General features: G+C 60.4%; 13 protein-coding genes and 1 tRNA gene. 11 read left to right on the top strand and 3 right to left on the bottom strand.

The window, feature by feature from the left end; translation table 11 throughout:
• Window positions 1–821 precede the first annotated feature (821 nt).
• A complete protein-coding gene (locus C4N04_RS17750; protein WP_096762270.1) occupies window positions 822–2,045 on the bottom strand; it encodes an ROK family protein in 1,224 nt (407 codons plus the stop codon).
• Between the two features lie 227 nt (window positions 2,046–2,272).
• On the opposite strand from C4N04_RS17750, the gene xylF reads away from it, so the two are divergent.
• The 6 genes from xylF to C4N04_RS17715 all read left to right on the top strand — a co-directional run bounded on the left by xylF (window position 2,273) and on the right by C4N04_RS17715 (window position 10,412).
• Window positions 2,273–3,313 (top strand): D-xylose ABC transporter substrate-binding protein, encoded by a 1,041-nt coding sequence (xylF, locus tag C4N04_RS17745; protein WP_096762269.1) that lies wholly within the window; start codon window positions 2,273–2,275, stop codon window positions 3,311–3,313.
• Between the two features lie 259 nt (window positions 3,314–3,572).
• Window positions 3,573–4,886 (top strand): sugar ABC transporter permease, encoded by a 1,314-nt coding sequence (locus C4N04_RS17740; protein ID WP_039621458.1) that lies wholly within the window; start codon window positions 3,573–3,575, stop codon window positions 4,884–4,886.
• Between the two features lie 13 nt (window positions 4,887–4,899).
• Window positions 4,900–5,682, top strand: coding sequence for an ATP-binding cassette domain-containing protein (locus tag C4N04_RS17735; RefSeq protein ID WP_038690657.1), 783 nt, complete (start codon window positions 4,900–4,902; stop codon window positions 5,680–5,682).
• A gap of 202 nt (window positions 5,683–5,884) precedes the next feature.
• Window positions 5,885–5,961 (top strand) — tRNA-Arg (locus C4N04_RS17730).
• 943 nt (window positions 5,962–6,904) lie between these two features.
• A complete protein-coding gene (locus C4N04_RS17720) occupies window positions 6,905–8,887 on the top strand; it encodes an acyltransferase family protein (RefSeq protein ID WP_096762267.1) in 1,983 nt (660 codons plus the stop codon).
• A 172-nt stretch (window positions 8,888–9,059) separates the two neighbouring features.
• The gene (locus tag C4N04_RS17715; protein ID WP_096762372.1) at window positions 9,060–10,412 is read left to right on the top strand and encodes a DUF882 domain-containing protein; all 1,353 of its coding nucleotides are present in this window, start codon (window positions 9,060–9,062) and stop codon (window positions 10,410–10,412) included.
• 315 nt (window positions 10,413–10,727) lie between these two features.
• Here the strand turns inward: C4N04_RS17715 and C4N04_RS17710 are convergent, their stop codons facing one another.
• Entirely contained in the window at window positions 10,728–11,261 is a 534-nt protein-coding gene (locus C4N04_RS17710; RefSeq protein WP_179363800.1) for a DUF2314 domain-containing protein, read from the bottom strand.
• 226 nt (window positions 11,262–11,487) lie between these two features.
• On the opposite strand from C4N04_RS17710, the gene C4N04_RS17705 reads away from it, so the two are divergent.
• On the top strand, window positions 11,488–11,796 hold the full coding sequence (locus C4N04_RS17705; RefSeq protein ID WP_096762266.1) for a hypothetical protein: 309 nt from the start codon (window positions 11,488–11,490) through the stop codon (window positions 11,794–11,796).
• A gap of 97 nt (window positions 11,797–11,893) precedes the next feature.
• Window positions 11,894–12,220, top strand: a complete 327-nt coding sequence (locus tag C4N04_RS17700; RefSeq protein ID WP_179363799.1) for a GYD domain-containing protein — start codon at window positions 11,894–11,896, stop codon at window positions 12,218–12,220.
• A gap of 104 nt (window positions 12,221–12,324) precedes the next feature.
• Here the strand turns inward: C4N04_RS17700 and C4N04_RS17695 are convergent, their stop codons facing one another.
• A complete protein-coding gene (locus C4N04_RS17695) occupies window positions 12,325–12,606 on the bottom strand; it encodes a DUF982 domain-containing protein (RefSeq protein ID WP_096762369.1) in 282 nt (93 codons plus the stop codon).
• 286 nt (window positions 12,607–12,892) lie between these two features.
• On the opposite strand from C4N04_RS17695, the gene C4N04_RS17690 reads away from it, so the two are divergent.
• The 3 genes from C4N04_RS17690 (at window position 12,893) to C4N04_RS17680 (ending at window position 14,608) form a co-directional block, all read left to right on the top strand.
• Window positions 12,893–13,162: a BON domain-containing protein gene (locus C4N04_RS17690; protein ID WP_106796619.1), complete on the top strand. Its 270-nt coding sequence runs from the start codon at window positions 12,893–12,895 to the stop codon at window positions 13,160–13,162.
• A gap of 127 nt (window positions 13,163–13,289) precedes the next feature.
• Window positions 13,290–13,682, top strand: a complete 393-nt coding sequence (locus tag C4N04_RS17685; RefSeq protein WP_096762264.1) for a DUF1236 domain-containing protein — start codon at window positions 13,290–13,292, stop codon at window positions 13,680–13,682.
• Window positions 13,683–13,783: 101 nt separating this feature from the next.
• A complete protein-coding gene (locus C4N04_RS17680) occupies window positions 13,784–14,608 on the top strand; it encodes a DUF1236 domain-containing protein (RefSeq protein ID WP_096762263.1) in 825 nt (274 codons plus the stop codon).
• Window positions 14,609–14,663 lie beyond the last annotated feature (55 nt).

Here is a 14,663-nt window from a genome sequence, read left to right as displayed (position 1 = left end):
GACCGCCAGTCATGCATGAGATGGCCGGGCACATGCCCGGCCGTTTTGCGTTTGATGGTAGCGACGGCGGTGTGGATGCTCGGCTCGAGGCCGAAAGGGGCGGAGGGTGCAGCCATGGATTCCAGGCTCAAGGCCTGGAATCCAGTCTGGCGCGGTGAATGAACCCATAAGGCCTCGCAGGGAATCTCCCCCGCCCAAGGACTTGGGCGCGCTGGTCACAGGGATGAGGGAGCAAGAGGAGATGCGACCTGTCTATTGTCGCTGGAGGATGCGGTGTGGATGCTCAGCTCAAAGCCGAGCAGCACAGAGAGCGGAGCCATGGATTCCAGGCTCAAGGCCTGGAATGACGGAGAGTGAGGGTTCGTTTGCGCCAAACTCAGCGTCGGCGCAGCGGACGAAGCGTCGCAGTTGCTGGTCGAAGGCGGCACTATAACAGGCACCGGAAGCACGACCCGCCGTCCGAAACCTCGACGGCGCGTTTGGCGGCAACACCGCCAACCTCCGTCATTCCAGGCCTTGAGCCTGGAATCCATTCACCGCGCGTCCGCGCGGTGAATGAACCCATAAGGCCTTGAAGGGAGTCTCCCGCGCCCAAGGACTTGGGCGCACTGGATCCCTGTGACGAGCACAGGGATGAGGGAGCAAGTGGAGATGCGACCTGCCCAAGTCCCGCGAGAATACGGTGTGGATGCTCGGCCAAGGCCGAGCAGGACCGGGGGTGGGACCGTGGATTCCAGGCTCAAGGCCTGGAATGACGGAGGTCAGGGAGAGGCGCGATCATAACGATGAAACTGACACCAAAGCTCCAGCGGGATCACTCCCTACTCTCCGCCCTGAACACCCGAAACGACGATATCCTGGTCGATCACTGACAGCGCCCGGTTGAGGTGGCCCTCGAAGACGAGGATCGGCTCTTCGGCGACGATGCGGATTTCCGGCATGCCTTCCATGCGCACGATGTGCGACTGGCCGAGACCCTCTTCGATGCCCTGGCGCAGCAGGTCGTAATAGCGGGTGCCGGGGCCGGTGATGGCGATGGGCATGCGTTCGGTGAGGCTGAGCATGCGCGACAGGCCGTTGCCGAGCGCCAGGCCTGCCTGGCGGAAGGCGAAGACGGAGGTGCGGTGGCCCTGGCGGGCCTTGGCGGCGATCTTGTCGAGTTCGGCGACGGGCACGAATTTGGCGGGGATCGTATCGAGCGGCACTTCGAAGGCGCTGCGCAGGATGGCGTAGAAGCCGGCATAGGCCTCGATGCAGCCGCGCGTGCCGCAGCGACAGAGGCCGCCACCCGCCATGTGCAGCATGTGGCCGAAATTCGGCGCCGAGACCTCTTGGCCCGTCTGCCCTCCCCGCCGGACGATGCCGAGGCCGATGCTGTGGCCGAGCGAGAGTGCGGCGAGCGAGCGGAAGTCGGCGCCTTTGACGATCTCCTCGCGCGCGCCAAGGGCGGCGGCGACCAGCAGGGTCTCGTTGTCGAGGATGACCTTGGCTTGCCAATCCTGCCGGAGCGCCGATTCGAAATCGATCTGATCGCTGCCGAAGATCGGCGACCAGATGAGCACCGGCTCGGTGGAATCGACCAGGCCCTTGCTGCTGATCGAGATCAGCAGGACTTTTTCTCGGGTAATGCGGGAGCGATCGAGGATGCGCGAAAGGCCGGCGCGCACGCCTTCCACGAAGCGGGCAGCGCCTGAGGGATCATGCGAGCGCTCCTCGCTGAAGCGGTCGATCAGCTTGCCGGCATAATCGACCAGCGAATATTGCACGACATCCGAGGAGATGATGACGACGATGAGATAGCCGCAATCGCGCCGTTGCCGGAGCAGCACGCGCGGCCGGCCGCGGCCGCTGGCCGCCTGCTGCTCGGATTTTTCGATGATCTGGGCGCGTTCCAGATCGGCGGTGATCGCCGAAATGGTGGCCGAGGAAAGACCGGTGAAATCGGAAATTTCGGTATGGGCAAGCGCGCCGTGGCGGCGCAGCACGGACAGCACGAGCACGCTGTTTCTCTGCCGGACCAGCTCCGTGCTCGACTTGGTCAGCATGAATGCCGCCCTCTCCTCCTGCTTACATTACCCTCGTTTCCACTGCATGTCCGGCCGCCACCACGCAAGAGGCTGATGCCGACAGTCCAGTGTTGACAGCTGAAAAAATCTCTGACATCAAATTTCTCGACTGTCGAGAAAATAATCCGAACTTTCCTCGACAGGCGTATCGCGGTGGCCGGAGGAAGCATGGGCTGGGCCGGCCGCAACTCACTCGGGAGGACATTATGAAGTCTATTTTGAAATTGATGGCAGGCGCCGCCATCCTCGTTTCCGTGCACACCGCCGCCATGGCTGCCGATCTCGTCGTCGGCGTTTCCTGGTCGAATTTCCAGGAGGAGCGCTGGAAGACAGACGAAGCCGCCATCAAGAAGGCTCTCGAAGCCAAGGGCGCCAAGTATATTTCCGCTGACGCGCAGTCTTCGGCCGCCAAGCAGCTGACCGACGTCGAATCGCTGATTTCGCAGGGCGCCAACGCGCTGATCATTCTCGCCCAGGATTCCGACGCTATCGCTCCGGCCATCGAAAAGGCCGCCGCCGAAGGCATCCCGGTTGTCGGCTATGACCGCCTGATCGAAAATCCGGCCGCCTTCTACATCACCTTCGACAACAAGGAAGTCGGCCGCCTGCAGGCCGAAGGCGTCTTCAAGGCGAAGCCGGAAGGCAACTACGTCTTCATCAAGGGCTCGTCCTCCGACCCGAACGCCGACTTCCTGTTCTCGGGCCAGCAGGAAGTGCTGAAGGCCGCGATCGACGCCGGCAAGATCAAGAATGTCGGCGAGGCCTATACCGACGGCTGGCTGCCGGAGAACGCCCAGCGCAACATGGAGCAGTTCCTGACCGCCAACAACAACAAGGTTGACGCCGTCGTCGCCTCCAACGATGGCACGGCCGGCGGCGCGATTGCAGCGCTCGACGCCCAGGGCCTCGCCGGCTCCGTTCCGGTTTCCGGCCAGGACGGCGACAAGGCGGCGCTGAACCGCATCGCTCTCGGCACGCAGACGGTTTCCGTCTGGAAGGATAGCCGCGAACTCGGCAAGCGCGCCGCCGAAATCGCTCTCGAGCTTGCCGGTGGCAAGGACATGAGCAAGATCGAAGGCGCACAGGCCTTCAAGGGCGGCCCGAAGGGCGTGGAAATGCAGTCGGTCTTCCTGAAGCCGCTTGCCATCACCAAGGACAATCTGAACGTCGTCATCGACGCCGGCTGGATTTCCAAGGCTGAAGCCTGCCAGGGCGTCAAGGCCGGCACGGTCGCCGCCTGCAAGTAAGCAAGCTTCGAACGAAATGCCGGCGCCGCAGCGGAGAGACCGCTGCGGCGCCGGATGCGGATGCGAACTCCAAGGATGCAGTTCCTCCGCCCCGCCGCACCATCGCGGATTTGCATTCCCTGCCGGAAGGGTGTCGCGACGCCAGGCGACCGGTTTCCGGAAGCATCACGATGGGCAGTTGAAGAACAGACGATGACGCCGCCCACAACTCGGGCACGCTGGCGCAGCCGTCCAAACACAATGGGGGAACGGCAAACCCATGGCCGAAATGGTAAAATCCACCACATCAAGCGGGCCGCGAACGGCGGAAGCCAATCCGGTGACCCGCTTCTTCCGCGCGACCGAAATCGACACACGCCTGCTCGGCATGATCGGCGCGCTCGTCATCATCTGGATCGGTTTCCACATCATCACCGGCGGCCTGTTTCTGACCCCGCGCAATCTCTGGAACCTCTCGGTCCAGACGACCGACATCGCGATCATGACGACGGGCATGGTGCTGATCATCGTCACCCGCAACATCGACCTTTCTGTGGGATCCGTGCTCGGTCTCTGCGGCATGATCATGGGCGTGACGCAGGCCAAGATCCTGCCTGAGTATATCGGCTTCGACAGTCCCTTCACCTGGGTGATCACGCTGCTGGTCGGCCTGATAGCCGGCGGCCTGATCGGCACCTTCCAGGGCATGATCATCGCCTTCCTCAACGTGCCCTCCTTCATCGTCACCCTCGGCGGCCTGCTGGTCTGGCGCGGCGCGACCTGGCTCGTCACCAGCGGCCAGACGGTTGCGCCGATGGACCAGACCTTCCGCATCATGGGCGGCGGCGCAGAGGGCTCGATCGGCGCCACCTGGAGCTGGATCGTCGGCATCGTTGCCTGCCTCTTCGTCATCGCCAGCATCGTCGGCTCGCGCCGGCAGCGGCGCCGCTTCGGCTTTCCGCGCCGGCCGATCTGGGCCGAGTATTTCCTCGCGACGCTGAGCTGCGTGCTGATCCTTGGCGCCGTCTCGATCGCCAACAGCTATTACTGGCCGATCAACATCGCCAAGAAATATGCCGAGACCAACAATATTCCCTGGCCCGAGACCGGCCTGGATATTCCCTACGGCATCGCCGTGCCGGTGCTGATCGCCATCGTCGTCGGCATCATCATGACCTTCATCGCCACCCGGCTGCGCTTCGGCCGCTATGTCTTCGCGATCGGCGGTAACCCGGAGGCGGCCGAGCTTGCCGGCATCAAGACCCGCTGGGTGACCGTGCGCATCTTCGCGCTGATGGGGGTTTTGGCCGCTATCGCCGCGGCGATTTCCACCGCCCGCCTCAATGCGGCGACCAACTCGCAGGGCACGCTCGACGAGCTCTACACCATCGCCGCCGCCGTCATCGGCGGGACGTCGCTGGCGGGCGGCACCGGCACGATCGCCGGCGCCATGCTCGGCGCGCTCGTCATGCAATCACTGCAATCCGGCATGGTTCTCGCCCATGTCGACACGCCGCTGCAGAGCGTCGTCGTCGGCACCGTCCTCGTCGTCGCGGTCTGGCTCGACACCGTCTATCGCGCCCGTGCCAAGTGAGAGGAGCCTCAAAATGACTGATCACCGCACTCCCCTCGTGGAACTGAAAAACATCTCGATCTCCTTCGGCGGCATCCACGCCGTGGACAATGCCTCGGTCGATCTCTACCCGGGCGAAGTCGTCGCCCTGCTCGGCCATAACGGCGCCGGCAAATCGACGCTGATCAAGATCCTCTCCGGCGCCTATAAGCGCGACTCCGGCGAGATCCTGATCAATGGCGAGCCGGCCGACATCCGCAACCCGCGCGATGCCAAGAAATACGGGATCGAGACGATCTACCAGACGCTTGCCGTCGCCGACAATGTCGACGCCGCCGCCAACCTCTATCTCGGCCGCGAGCTGAAGACCCGCTGGGGGACTCTCGATGACGTGGCGATGGAGGCTTCGGCCCGCGAAGTGATGGGACGGCTCAACCCCAACTTCAAGCGCTTCAAGGAGCCGGTGAAGGCGCTTTCCGGCGGCCAGCGGCAATCGGTGGCGATCGCCCGCGCCATCCTCTTCAACGCCCGCATCCTGATCATGGACGAGCCGACGGCCGCCCTCGGGCCGCAGGAGACGGCGCAGGTGGGCGAACTGATCAAGCAGTTGAAGAAGGAAGGCATCGGCATCTTCCTCATCAGCCACGACATCCACGACGTCTTCGACCTCGCCGACCGCGTCTCGGTGATGAAGAACGGCCAGTTGGTGGGCCACGCCCGCACCGAGGACGTGACCAAGGACGAGGTGCTGGGGATGATCATCCTCGGCAAGGTGCCGCCCAAGGCCATCCCCGGCCCCGGCGCCATGCAGATCTGACCGCCGTAAGGCTCCTGCCCCGGACAACCGCTCCGCCGCCCGCAAGGCCGGCGGAGTTTTTCATCCGCTTCCATAGCGCGACCAATAAAAATACCCTGCAAATCGCAAGCACCGGTATTTCTGAGAAATTCGCGATTGAAGCCGGCGGCAAGCTAGGCTAAGAACCACCCATCGGACAGGCGATTCAAGCCGCCTTCGGCATGCACCCGTAGCTCAGCTGGATAGAGTGTTGGATTCCGATTCCAAAGGTCACAGGTTCGAATCCTGTCGGGTGCGCCATATTTCCAATTGGTCTTCTCTCGTCCTCGCGCATGCTGCAAAAAGCTAACCCAGTCTTAGCCCAGTAGCGCACGCCCCCCATGCGCAAGTCCTGCCACTAGGTCGCCAAAGCTCGCATCAACCTAGCTTTGATAGATAGCCACGTAGACTTGGCCTGTTTGGTCTGACGCTTCTGATTGCAGGCGAAACAAACAAGATGAAGATTTTCGAGGCGACTAGTTCCGCCCTGGCTTGCCGGCTTGATGTGATCCCATGTGGCCAGGTTTGGAACCGTCGCGAGCCTGTTGCGTTTGCGATCCTTGTTATGCCATCCAGGCAAAATCATAGCGGCCTCGCAAATACCGCATTGCCCACCCTGAATCTCGAATGCTTTCCGCTTGCGACCGTGTCTGTACTTCGTGATTTTGCTCAAGATAGTTGCCCGACTGCAATGCCTGGTTGATTTAGCAAAGTCGCAATTCGGATCGCTGTCAATTCTCCTTAAGTGGATACCTCCCGGCTGACGAATGTCGCAGGGGGCTAAGCCCGGCTAGGCAACGAGTCTCGAGGGGAGGTTCTAGGCATGCATTGGACCCGGGGAGGCAGCGCGGGGGAACTCGCCGCCGCGGCCACGCGGGATGGTCTCTAAGATATCTGCCCCCATCGATACTTGCTTACACTCCAAGCAAACAAGTTGCCACCCCATAGGCTTCGATCCGCGCATTGCTTCTTCAAAATATCGCGCTGGCTACTTCAAGTCGGAGAGGGAATCCAATTGTCCATCGAAGGCTCCGCAATGCTGATTTACAACAGCGCAAAAAATAAAAATTGAAATAGGCCCCGCCCGCCAATTTTTTATCAGGCCATACTGTTTCTCCTCCAACATCTCTGTGTTAGGCAGCCCAAAGCGCCACTTTAGGGCGCGACAACCTTACGCTCTCGATATCGGAGGCAGGCGCTGGCATTGAAGGTTTACCGACCAGAGATCGATGGCTTAAGAGCCATATCGGTGATCGCGGTTATTCTTTATCACGCCGAGTTCACGATTGCCGGCCACACCTTGCTGCAGGGCGGATACATCGGCGTCGATGTGTTCTTTGTGATCAGCGGCTTCCTGATTTCCCAAATTCTGCTGACGGAAATCGAGGCAACCGGGCGTGTTGATTTCCTAAAATTCTATACGCGGCGCGCGCGGAGAATTCTGCCTGCCTTGTTCGCGGTCGTCTTCGCGACAATGCCCTTCGCCTATTACCTTTTATTACCATCGGAACTCCTGGATTACGCGAATTCCATAGGTTCCTCGCTCCTGTTTGGATCGAATATCTATTTCTATTTCACTGCGGCCCAGTACGGCGAGCCGGATACGCTTCTCAAGCCTTTTCTTCACACCTGGTCGTTGAGCGTCGAAGAGCAGTTTTATATCGGCTTTCCGCTCTTATTGCTGATCACGCGCCGGTATTTGAAATCAAGATTTTTGCCGTGCGTATTGCTCATGGCAGCCTTAAGCTTCGTATTCTGTGTCCTCACGGTGCGGTATGATCAGCAACAGGCCTTCTACTCGCCGCTCACCCGGGCCTGGGAACTCCTGGCCGGAACACTTCTCGCCTATTACGAGGTGAGGCGCGGACGCGCGCGCCCTCGGCCGTTGCTCGCGGCGGTCGGGCTTGTGCTCGTGCTTGGTTCCCTCATCTTGTTCAGGAAGGACACGGTTCATCCTGGCCTGTTCACTGTCATCCCCGTCATTGGGACCTGTCTGGTGCTTGCATTCGCCAGTCATAAGCATGCCGTCGGGCGCCTGTTGGCGTCTCGGCCGGCGGCGCTCACCGGGATCGTCTCCTACTCTTTATACCTGTGGCATTACCCGGTCTTCGCCTTCGCTCGGCTGACAAGCCTGGATTTCGACAACGGCGATAAGCTCGTTGCCGTTGCGGCGACCGCCGTGATCGCGGTCGTCAGCTTCGTCGTCATTGAAAAGCCCATTCGCTACACCAGAAGAAACCGCGCTTTCTGGATCTCCCTCGGCACATCCGTTGCAACCATCATGGCTGCTGTTGTGTCGGCGATCACTATGGCCGGTTTTCCTCACAGATTGGATCAGGTCTATCCATCTATCGCGCGGACGAACGAAGACCGACTCGAAAGCACATTTCTCGGCTTGAACAACAGCATCCAGGCCGGCAAACCGGTTATCTTCATCATCGGGGATTCGTACGCGAGGAACTGGTCAGTCGCGCTGAAAAATTACATCGATACCGACCGATATGAAGTCGTGGCGCTCAGCTACTTGAACTGCATGGCGGAGATCAAGGACGATAGTGTTAAGGCCCCCTCACGCGCCAGCATTTACGACAAATACTGCATTCCCTTTGAAAAATATATCAACGACAAGTCATTGCTCAGCCGAACGAAAGCGATTTTCCTCGCGAGTCACCGGCCTTTTGAATACACCGTCAACCCGTTCAGGTTTGAGCTTCTTTCCTGGATGAAAAGCCATTCAGACGACGCTAAAATTTTCGTTTTCGGAAATTATTTCCAGCTGGACCGATCGCACACCTGCCTGGGGCTGATGTTTCGGACAAAATCTGACGCCTCTACCTGCATGCGATTGGCATCTTATCCGGCCGCCAACCAGCCGGTAGAGCAGATGCCGTTTTTCCCGTCCGGTCTTGCATTCAACTACATCGATATCATCAAGCTTCACTGCGGTTACGACAAGCGGGGGTGCCTGACCAGCAGCGGCGGTGTTCCGTTCATGACAGACTGGGGCCATCTGACAGCGGAATTTCTGATAACCTTGCTTGGTGACATTCTGGAAAAGAGAGCCGACGACCTGCGGGGCAGCGGGCTCCTGGATTTCCTGGTATTGCCGCAGGCCATGCAAGCCGGACGAACTGCAAGTTCTCAGCCGAACGGCGGCCTCACGTCTTTTGCTTCTCCATCACCCTGAGCGGCCGGCACCGGATCCGTTTCGATCACATCAGATGGTTCGCAATCCTCAACTCGCAGAGTTTCCGCATCGCTCATTAGCAATTTGTTGACCATAAGCTGGCTTTACTGAGCCTGATGGATGCGGAGTTTCCCGCCCGTCGTCGAGTGTTTGATGTAAGACGGGATTGTTGGTGTTGAAGTACCCAGTGCAAGAATTGTGGAGCGGAATCGCCGCACTCCTGTCGCGTGCAAAACGTGTTGCAGCGCAGACCATTCTGCCGGCCCTGTTTGCGCTCCCCGCGCTTGTCGGCTCCGCATCATTCGCCTCAGCAGAAGATCGCGCCCTGAAGCTGTTCTTTACCCATACGGGCGAGAAGGCGACGATTACCTATAAGCGGGATGGAAAGTTCGATCCCAAAGGCCTTGCCCAGATCAATCGGTTTCTGCGCGACTGGCGGAGGAACGAGCCGACCCGGATGGATCCCCGGCTGCTCGACCTGGTCTGGGAGGTGTATAAGCGCAGCGGCGGCAGGGACTACATCCACGTCGTTTCGGCCTATCGCTCGCCTGCCACCAACAACATGCTCCGCAACCGTTCGCGCAGCACCGGTGTCGCCAAGAAGAGCCAGCACATGCTGGGCAAGGCGATGGACTTCTACGTTCCCGGCGTCAAGCTTGCGACGTTGCGTGCAGTTGCCATGCAGATGCAGGTCGGCGGTGTCGGCTATTATCCGACCTCGGGATCGCCCTTCGTCCATCTCGACGTCGGCAATGTCAGGGCCTGGCCCCGCATGTCGCGGCAGGAACTCGCGCGAATATTCCCAAATGGGCGGACGATGCATCTTCCGGCCGATGGCCGGCCTCTGCCGGGATATAATCAGGCGGTTGCCAACCACAGGAAACGCGTCAGCTCCACCTCGATAGAGATCGCCAGCACCGCTGGAGAAGACGAAGATGCGGGAGCATCGCCGAGCGGCGGCGGCACGAACAGCAAGCTCGTGACGGCGCTTCTGCCGACGCCGAAAAGCCGGGCATTAAATGCGCTGGCGCTGCAGACCGGCGCGGGCGAGCCGGATGACAAAGGCGCCACTCCGGATGTAGCACCTTTCCGCATCCCAGTCCCGGCGATGCGTCCGACTGCCCTTGCGCATGACGCGGACGCGGACGACGAACTCAAGACTGCCTCGATCGGCCCGATCGCCGCACTTCCGGAGAAACAGACCTCGGCATTGCCTGTTCACGCCCGCTTCCATCCCCGCCTTGTTGCATCGGAGACCGGCAGGCCGGGCGCTGCTCTGATCGCCTCGCTGCCGATGACCGCCTCCTGGGAAGAAGCAGATTTCCTCGGATCGACCTCCGAGGCGGCGCTGATGAAATGGGCGCTGCATTCTCCCGGCGAGGCGATGGGATTGAGCATGCCTCGTATCTCGCCCCGCACGGTTCATCGTGAGGCTGATGTCGCGATGTCGAGCGAGTATGTCACCCCGGTCGCAGCCAGAGGCCCGTTCGATGCCAGCCGGTTTACATCGCCCCCGGAGGGCTGACCTCATTCATCGGGTTGATGCGCTGCACCCGTGACAAAACCTTCAAGTGTCGCCTGCCGTCGGTAGAAGCGTTCGAGGGAGATGGCGGCGGGCTGCAAGTTTAGTTCGGTGAGGTCGTATGGGCCGCAGGATGCCCTCGCTTCGTCCGATAGCGTACGGGAACCTGGCGGATCGCTCCTCGTTATGATCGCGGGATCGCACAGGTGGCCCCAGTTTTGGGTCCGTCCGCTCTTCCTTCCTGAGCGATCCCGTCCTTTCCCCTCAATTGCCCCGCTTCGGCGGGGCATCCTTTTGCCTGGTCCAGCCGGCTTGCGGTCAGTCGCAGACAATGCCGTAGACTTCGCGATATTGCTCCAACTGTTCTTTCGGACCTGATAACAACAGCGGGCAAGCGGTGTAGTTGCCCTTTATTTTCCCATTCTCGACATAGAGCCAGTCGAAGATATCCGCCTTCTCGAACGCGACGCGATCCCCTTGTTTGATGTTGTGGATGTATTCCGGCCTGTCGCCGAGGAGAGCGGTGAAACGATCACCTGAGGCCTCGATCTGGTAGACCCACATGAATTCCACATCCGGCGCCATCTGATCGGTGGTCAGGACCACGCTCTTGTCCTTGTCCTTGAAACCAAGCTTGAGGCTGTAATTTTCGGTTCCCGCCGGTGGATTTTGCAGTTTCTGGAGGAAGCCGTCCAACTCCCTTATCGATTTCTCATGGGCTTTGGCCATGGCCGGATCGCCCGGCTTAATCAGCTGGATGTTTGGATTATCCTGGGCCAGCGCGCGTTCGGCGGGAATGGAGGGAATGGAGAGTACAAGCACGGAGAGGAGTGAAATGACACTGCGCAACATTCGAGATGCCTTAATTCGTCGTGACTATACGACGCAACATAGCTATCTCTGGTTGATCTTCAATAGCGGCTTGATGCGACGGTGGCGCCGCTGTTAAAGCGCGTCGGATCAAAAATTTGGTTCATGCGAGGCGCTGTAGGCCGTTGATTTTATGCATGTCGTTGTCCCGGAACCGCTGCACACTTCCGGGCGACATGCATCGGCTTCGGATGGTGGGGAGAAGGCATTGGTTAACGACGAGTGGGTTGAACTGTGGGTCATGTTCTGCGCGGCCGGCGGCTTTTGCGCCTACAGCTGGTATTGGTGCATCCGGTCGATCATCTTCTACCGGAAAAACGGTTATGATTTCAGCCAGGATTTCGGCCCCAGAATTTATTGGTCCGCTCGTGGGGGTGATGATCGCCTGTTGGCGGGGCCGAGAGCGAAGTTCCTGATCGCGATGCCTTTTTCCGTGCTGGCAAGCTCTTTCATGCTGCTCTTCACGGTTCTGGGCCTGCTGGGGACTATCAAACCTTGTCTCGATTGCCGTCCATAACGCTTGGCTGACCATTAAGCCCTATACCCCCATCGAATGACTGGCGTTCCCTTCGGCTTGAGCGTTTACTGGATCAATCCGCCGGAGGAGGCAAACCATGGCCATGTATCTCACGCGCTTCAGCTACACGCCCGAGACCTGGGCGCGCATGATCGAAAACCCCGAGGATCGCCGGGAGGCGGCGCGGAGCTACATTGAATCCGTCGGCGGAAAGCTCCACGGGTTCTGGTACGCCTTCGGCGAGCATGACGGATGGAATTTGTGGGAGGCGCCCGACAATGTGTCGATGGCGGCTGTCGCGCTCGCGATCGGTGCGGGAGGCGCGCTCAGCTCTATCGAGACGACTGTCCTCCTCGACGTCGAGGACACGATCCGGGCCTTGGAAAAGGCGAGGTCGATCCGGTATCGCCCGCCGGCAGCCTAGGACTGCACGCTGCCTTGGCGTGCTCGCCAAGCGACAGGGCACGTCACTTGCTGGTTTCGCCGAAAGCGTTCTGTGGCTGCGTCGGCAGGCAGCCTGGGAAAATCTCAATGAACAACTGAAATCACCGAAACTCCAGCTTCCTCCGCAGCGCGAATGAGTGCGGCACGGGCGACCTTGGACGGGATATTGCCCTGAATGGCCTCCAGGCATGTTTTCACCGCCGCGATATATTGCTCGCCATCGTCCGACGGCCAGGCGCCAATAAGCGCGTCTGCAACGTCGCTGAGCGACCGGACCAGTCTGTGTTTTTCCCGCCCTCCCATCACAAGCATCAGAGGAGCGAAGCCTTCGCTTCGATGCCAATCCACGATACCAACCGTTTGCATTTGCAAATACTCTCCTTGCCTCCCGGAAGCCTTCTCGATCGCCATGCGCCTCCACCGCCCGAGATGGATCAACAGCTCGGGCACTTTATCAGGAAGGGTCTGAGCGGAGCTCAGCAACAACGACGAATCCTCCCTGATGCCCTTTCAACAAGGACGGGCAGAATTTAACTCAGATGCCCGCGAGGGGAAGCGGGACCTAAGTCGGACTGGTCGTCCTCGGGATCCGCTCTCATATCTATGTGAGGCAATGTGAATATCCGCGGGAGGGGCGGAACAGGAGGAGGTTATGAAATTCGGTCCCGCCAATCACGAAGAGCGCTGTTCGGAAGGCCATAGTTCGGCATCGACCATCGCAACGATCGAAGCCGCGCTTTCGGCCGATCCTGATATCGACAGCTCTGCTATCGAGATCAGGATGCTCGGGCCGGTGGTGCTGCTCGAAGGCTTTATATCCAAGATCGAAGACCGCGAAAAAGCGATCGCCATCGCAGTGATGATCGTCGGCTGGGAAAATGTCCACGATCGGATGCTGAGCCGCTTTCCCATGCAGGGGTGAACGGCTGTCGGGCCGGGTAGGACCAAGGTCCCGGGTGCCCCCGTCTGAAGTCCCAGCGCAGGAACACTTCCTCCGTCCGAAGGTTTGACCCACCAGCGGTGCAAGCCGTATCAACAGGAGGAAACTGATGAATATCAAAGTAGTAGGAATTGCCGCCGGCCTTCTCTTGGCGTCGACATCTGCCTTTGGTCAGTCGTCGACGGTGACAGGTGCGGCCGGTGGCGCTGCAACAGGGGCGATTGTCGGCGGCCCGGTCGGCGCTGCCGTCGGTGGCATCGTCGGCGGTGTCGCAGGCAGCGTCATCGATCCGCCGCCGCAGCAGGTGGTGACCTATGTTCAGCAGGCTCCTGCCCCAGCCGAACGCGTCGTGGTGGAAAAGGTTGTCGTCGGAGAGCCTTTGCCGGAAACGGTGGTGGTGACGCCAGTGCCTGATGATCCGAAATATGCATACGCGATCGTCAACGATCAGCGTTTGATCGTCGAACCCTCCTCCCGGAAGGTTATCCAAGTCATCGAGTGACCAACGGCGGCCGGAGCCGCCATCCCAACAATCAGGGCACGCATGCGACGCATGAGAATGCGCGCGAGAGCGCGTGTCGAACCGAACCTCGGAGATTGATGATGAAGAGCAACCGTCTCACCATGCTGGTGGCAGCGCTGTCCCTTGGCGTATCGCCGCTTGCGACATTGCCGGCCGTGGCCCAGCAGGACACCAACAGCGGCAGCCAGGCCCAGCCCAGTTCGCCAGCCGGAACGGATGCCGGTGCGCAATCCGGCTCCGGCGCTACGGGGGCGCAATCCCGCACCGGCGCTGCCGGCGCCGACTGCGTCCCCGACGCCTCCGGAGCCTGCCCGGGCCAGTCAACGCAGCAGCAATCCGGCCAAGGCTCCGATACGCAGAAGAGCGCTGAGCAGCCTGCGACCGACAAGTCTTCGACGAGCGGAAGTGCCTCCGGCAAGGCTTCGACAGAAACCAAGCCCGGATCACAGGACGCCAGCGGCGGTGCCACGACCGAACAGAAGCCCGCAGCCCAGTCCGGCAGCACCGACAGCACGAAGAGCAGCACGCAGAACGCCACGCCTGCAGAGGGCACCGGCAGCGGCACCACCACACAAAGCGGCGATGCGTCCAAGGGTTCGACCGACCAGAACGCGACGACGACAAACAAGAGCTCTTCCGCAACCACCGTCAACATCTCCGTCGAGCAGCAGACCGAAATTCGAACGGTGGTGAAGGAGGTCAATGTTGCGCCGGTGAAGGACGTGGATTTCACCGTCTCCGTCGGAACGACGATCCCGAAGAAGGTGCGGCTTGAACGGCTGCCGTCCCGCATTGTGAAGATTGTTCCGCAGTATGAAGGCTACCAGTTCTTCATTCTTGCAGACGGCCGGATCGTCATCGTCGATCCTGATGCTCTGACGATCGTCTACATCATCGAAGCGTAAGCGTTCAGGCTCGCTTGCCTGCCTGTCCGGCGTCCCTGTTCGCCGCCGGACGGGC

It is taken from the genome of Rhizobium sp. H4, from assembly GCF_003013335.1.
Taxonomy (GTDB): domain Bacteria; phylum Pseudomonadota; class Alphaproteobacteria; order Rhizobiales; family Rhizobiaceae; genus Rhizobium; species Rhizobium sophoriradicis.
This window is presented reverse-complemented; position numbering and strand designations above follow the sequence as displayed.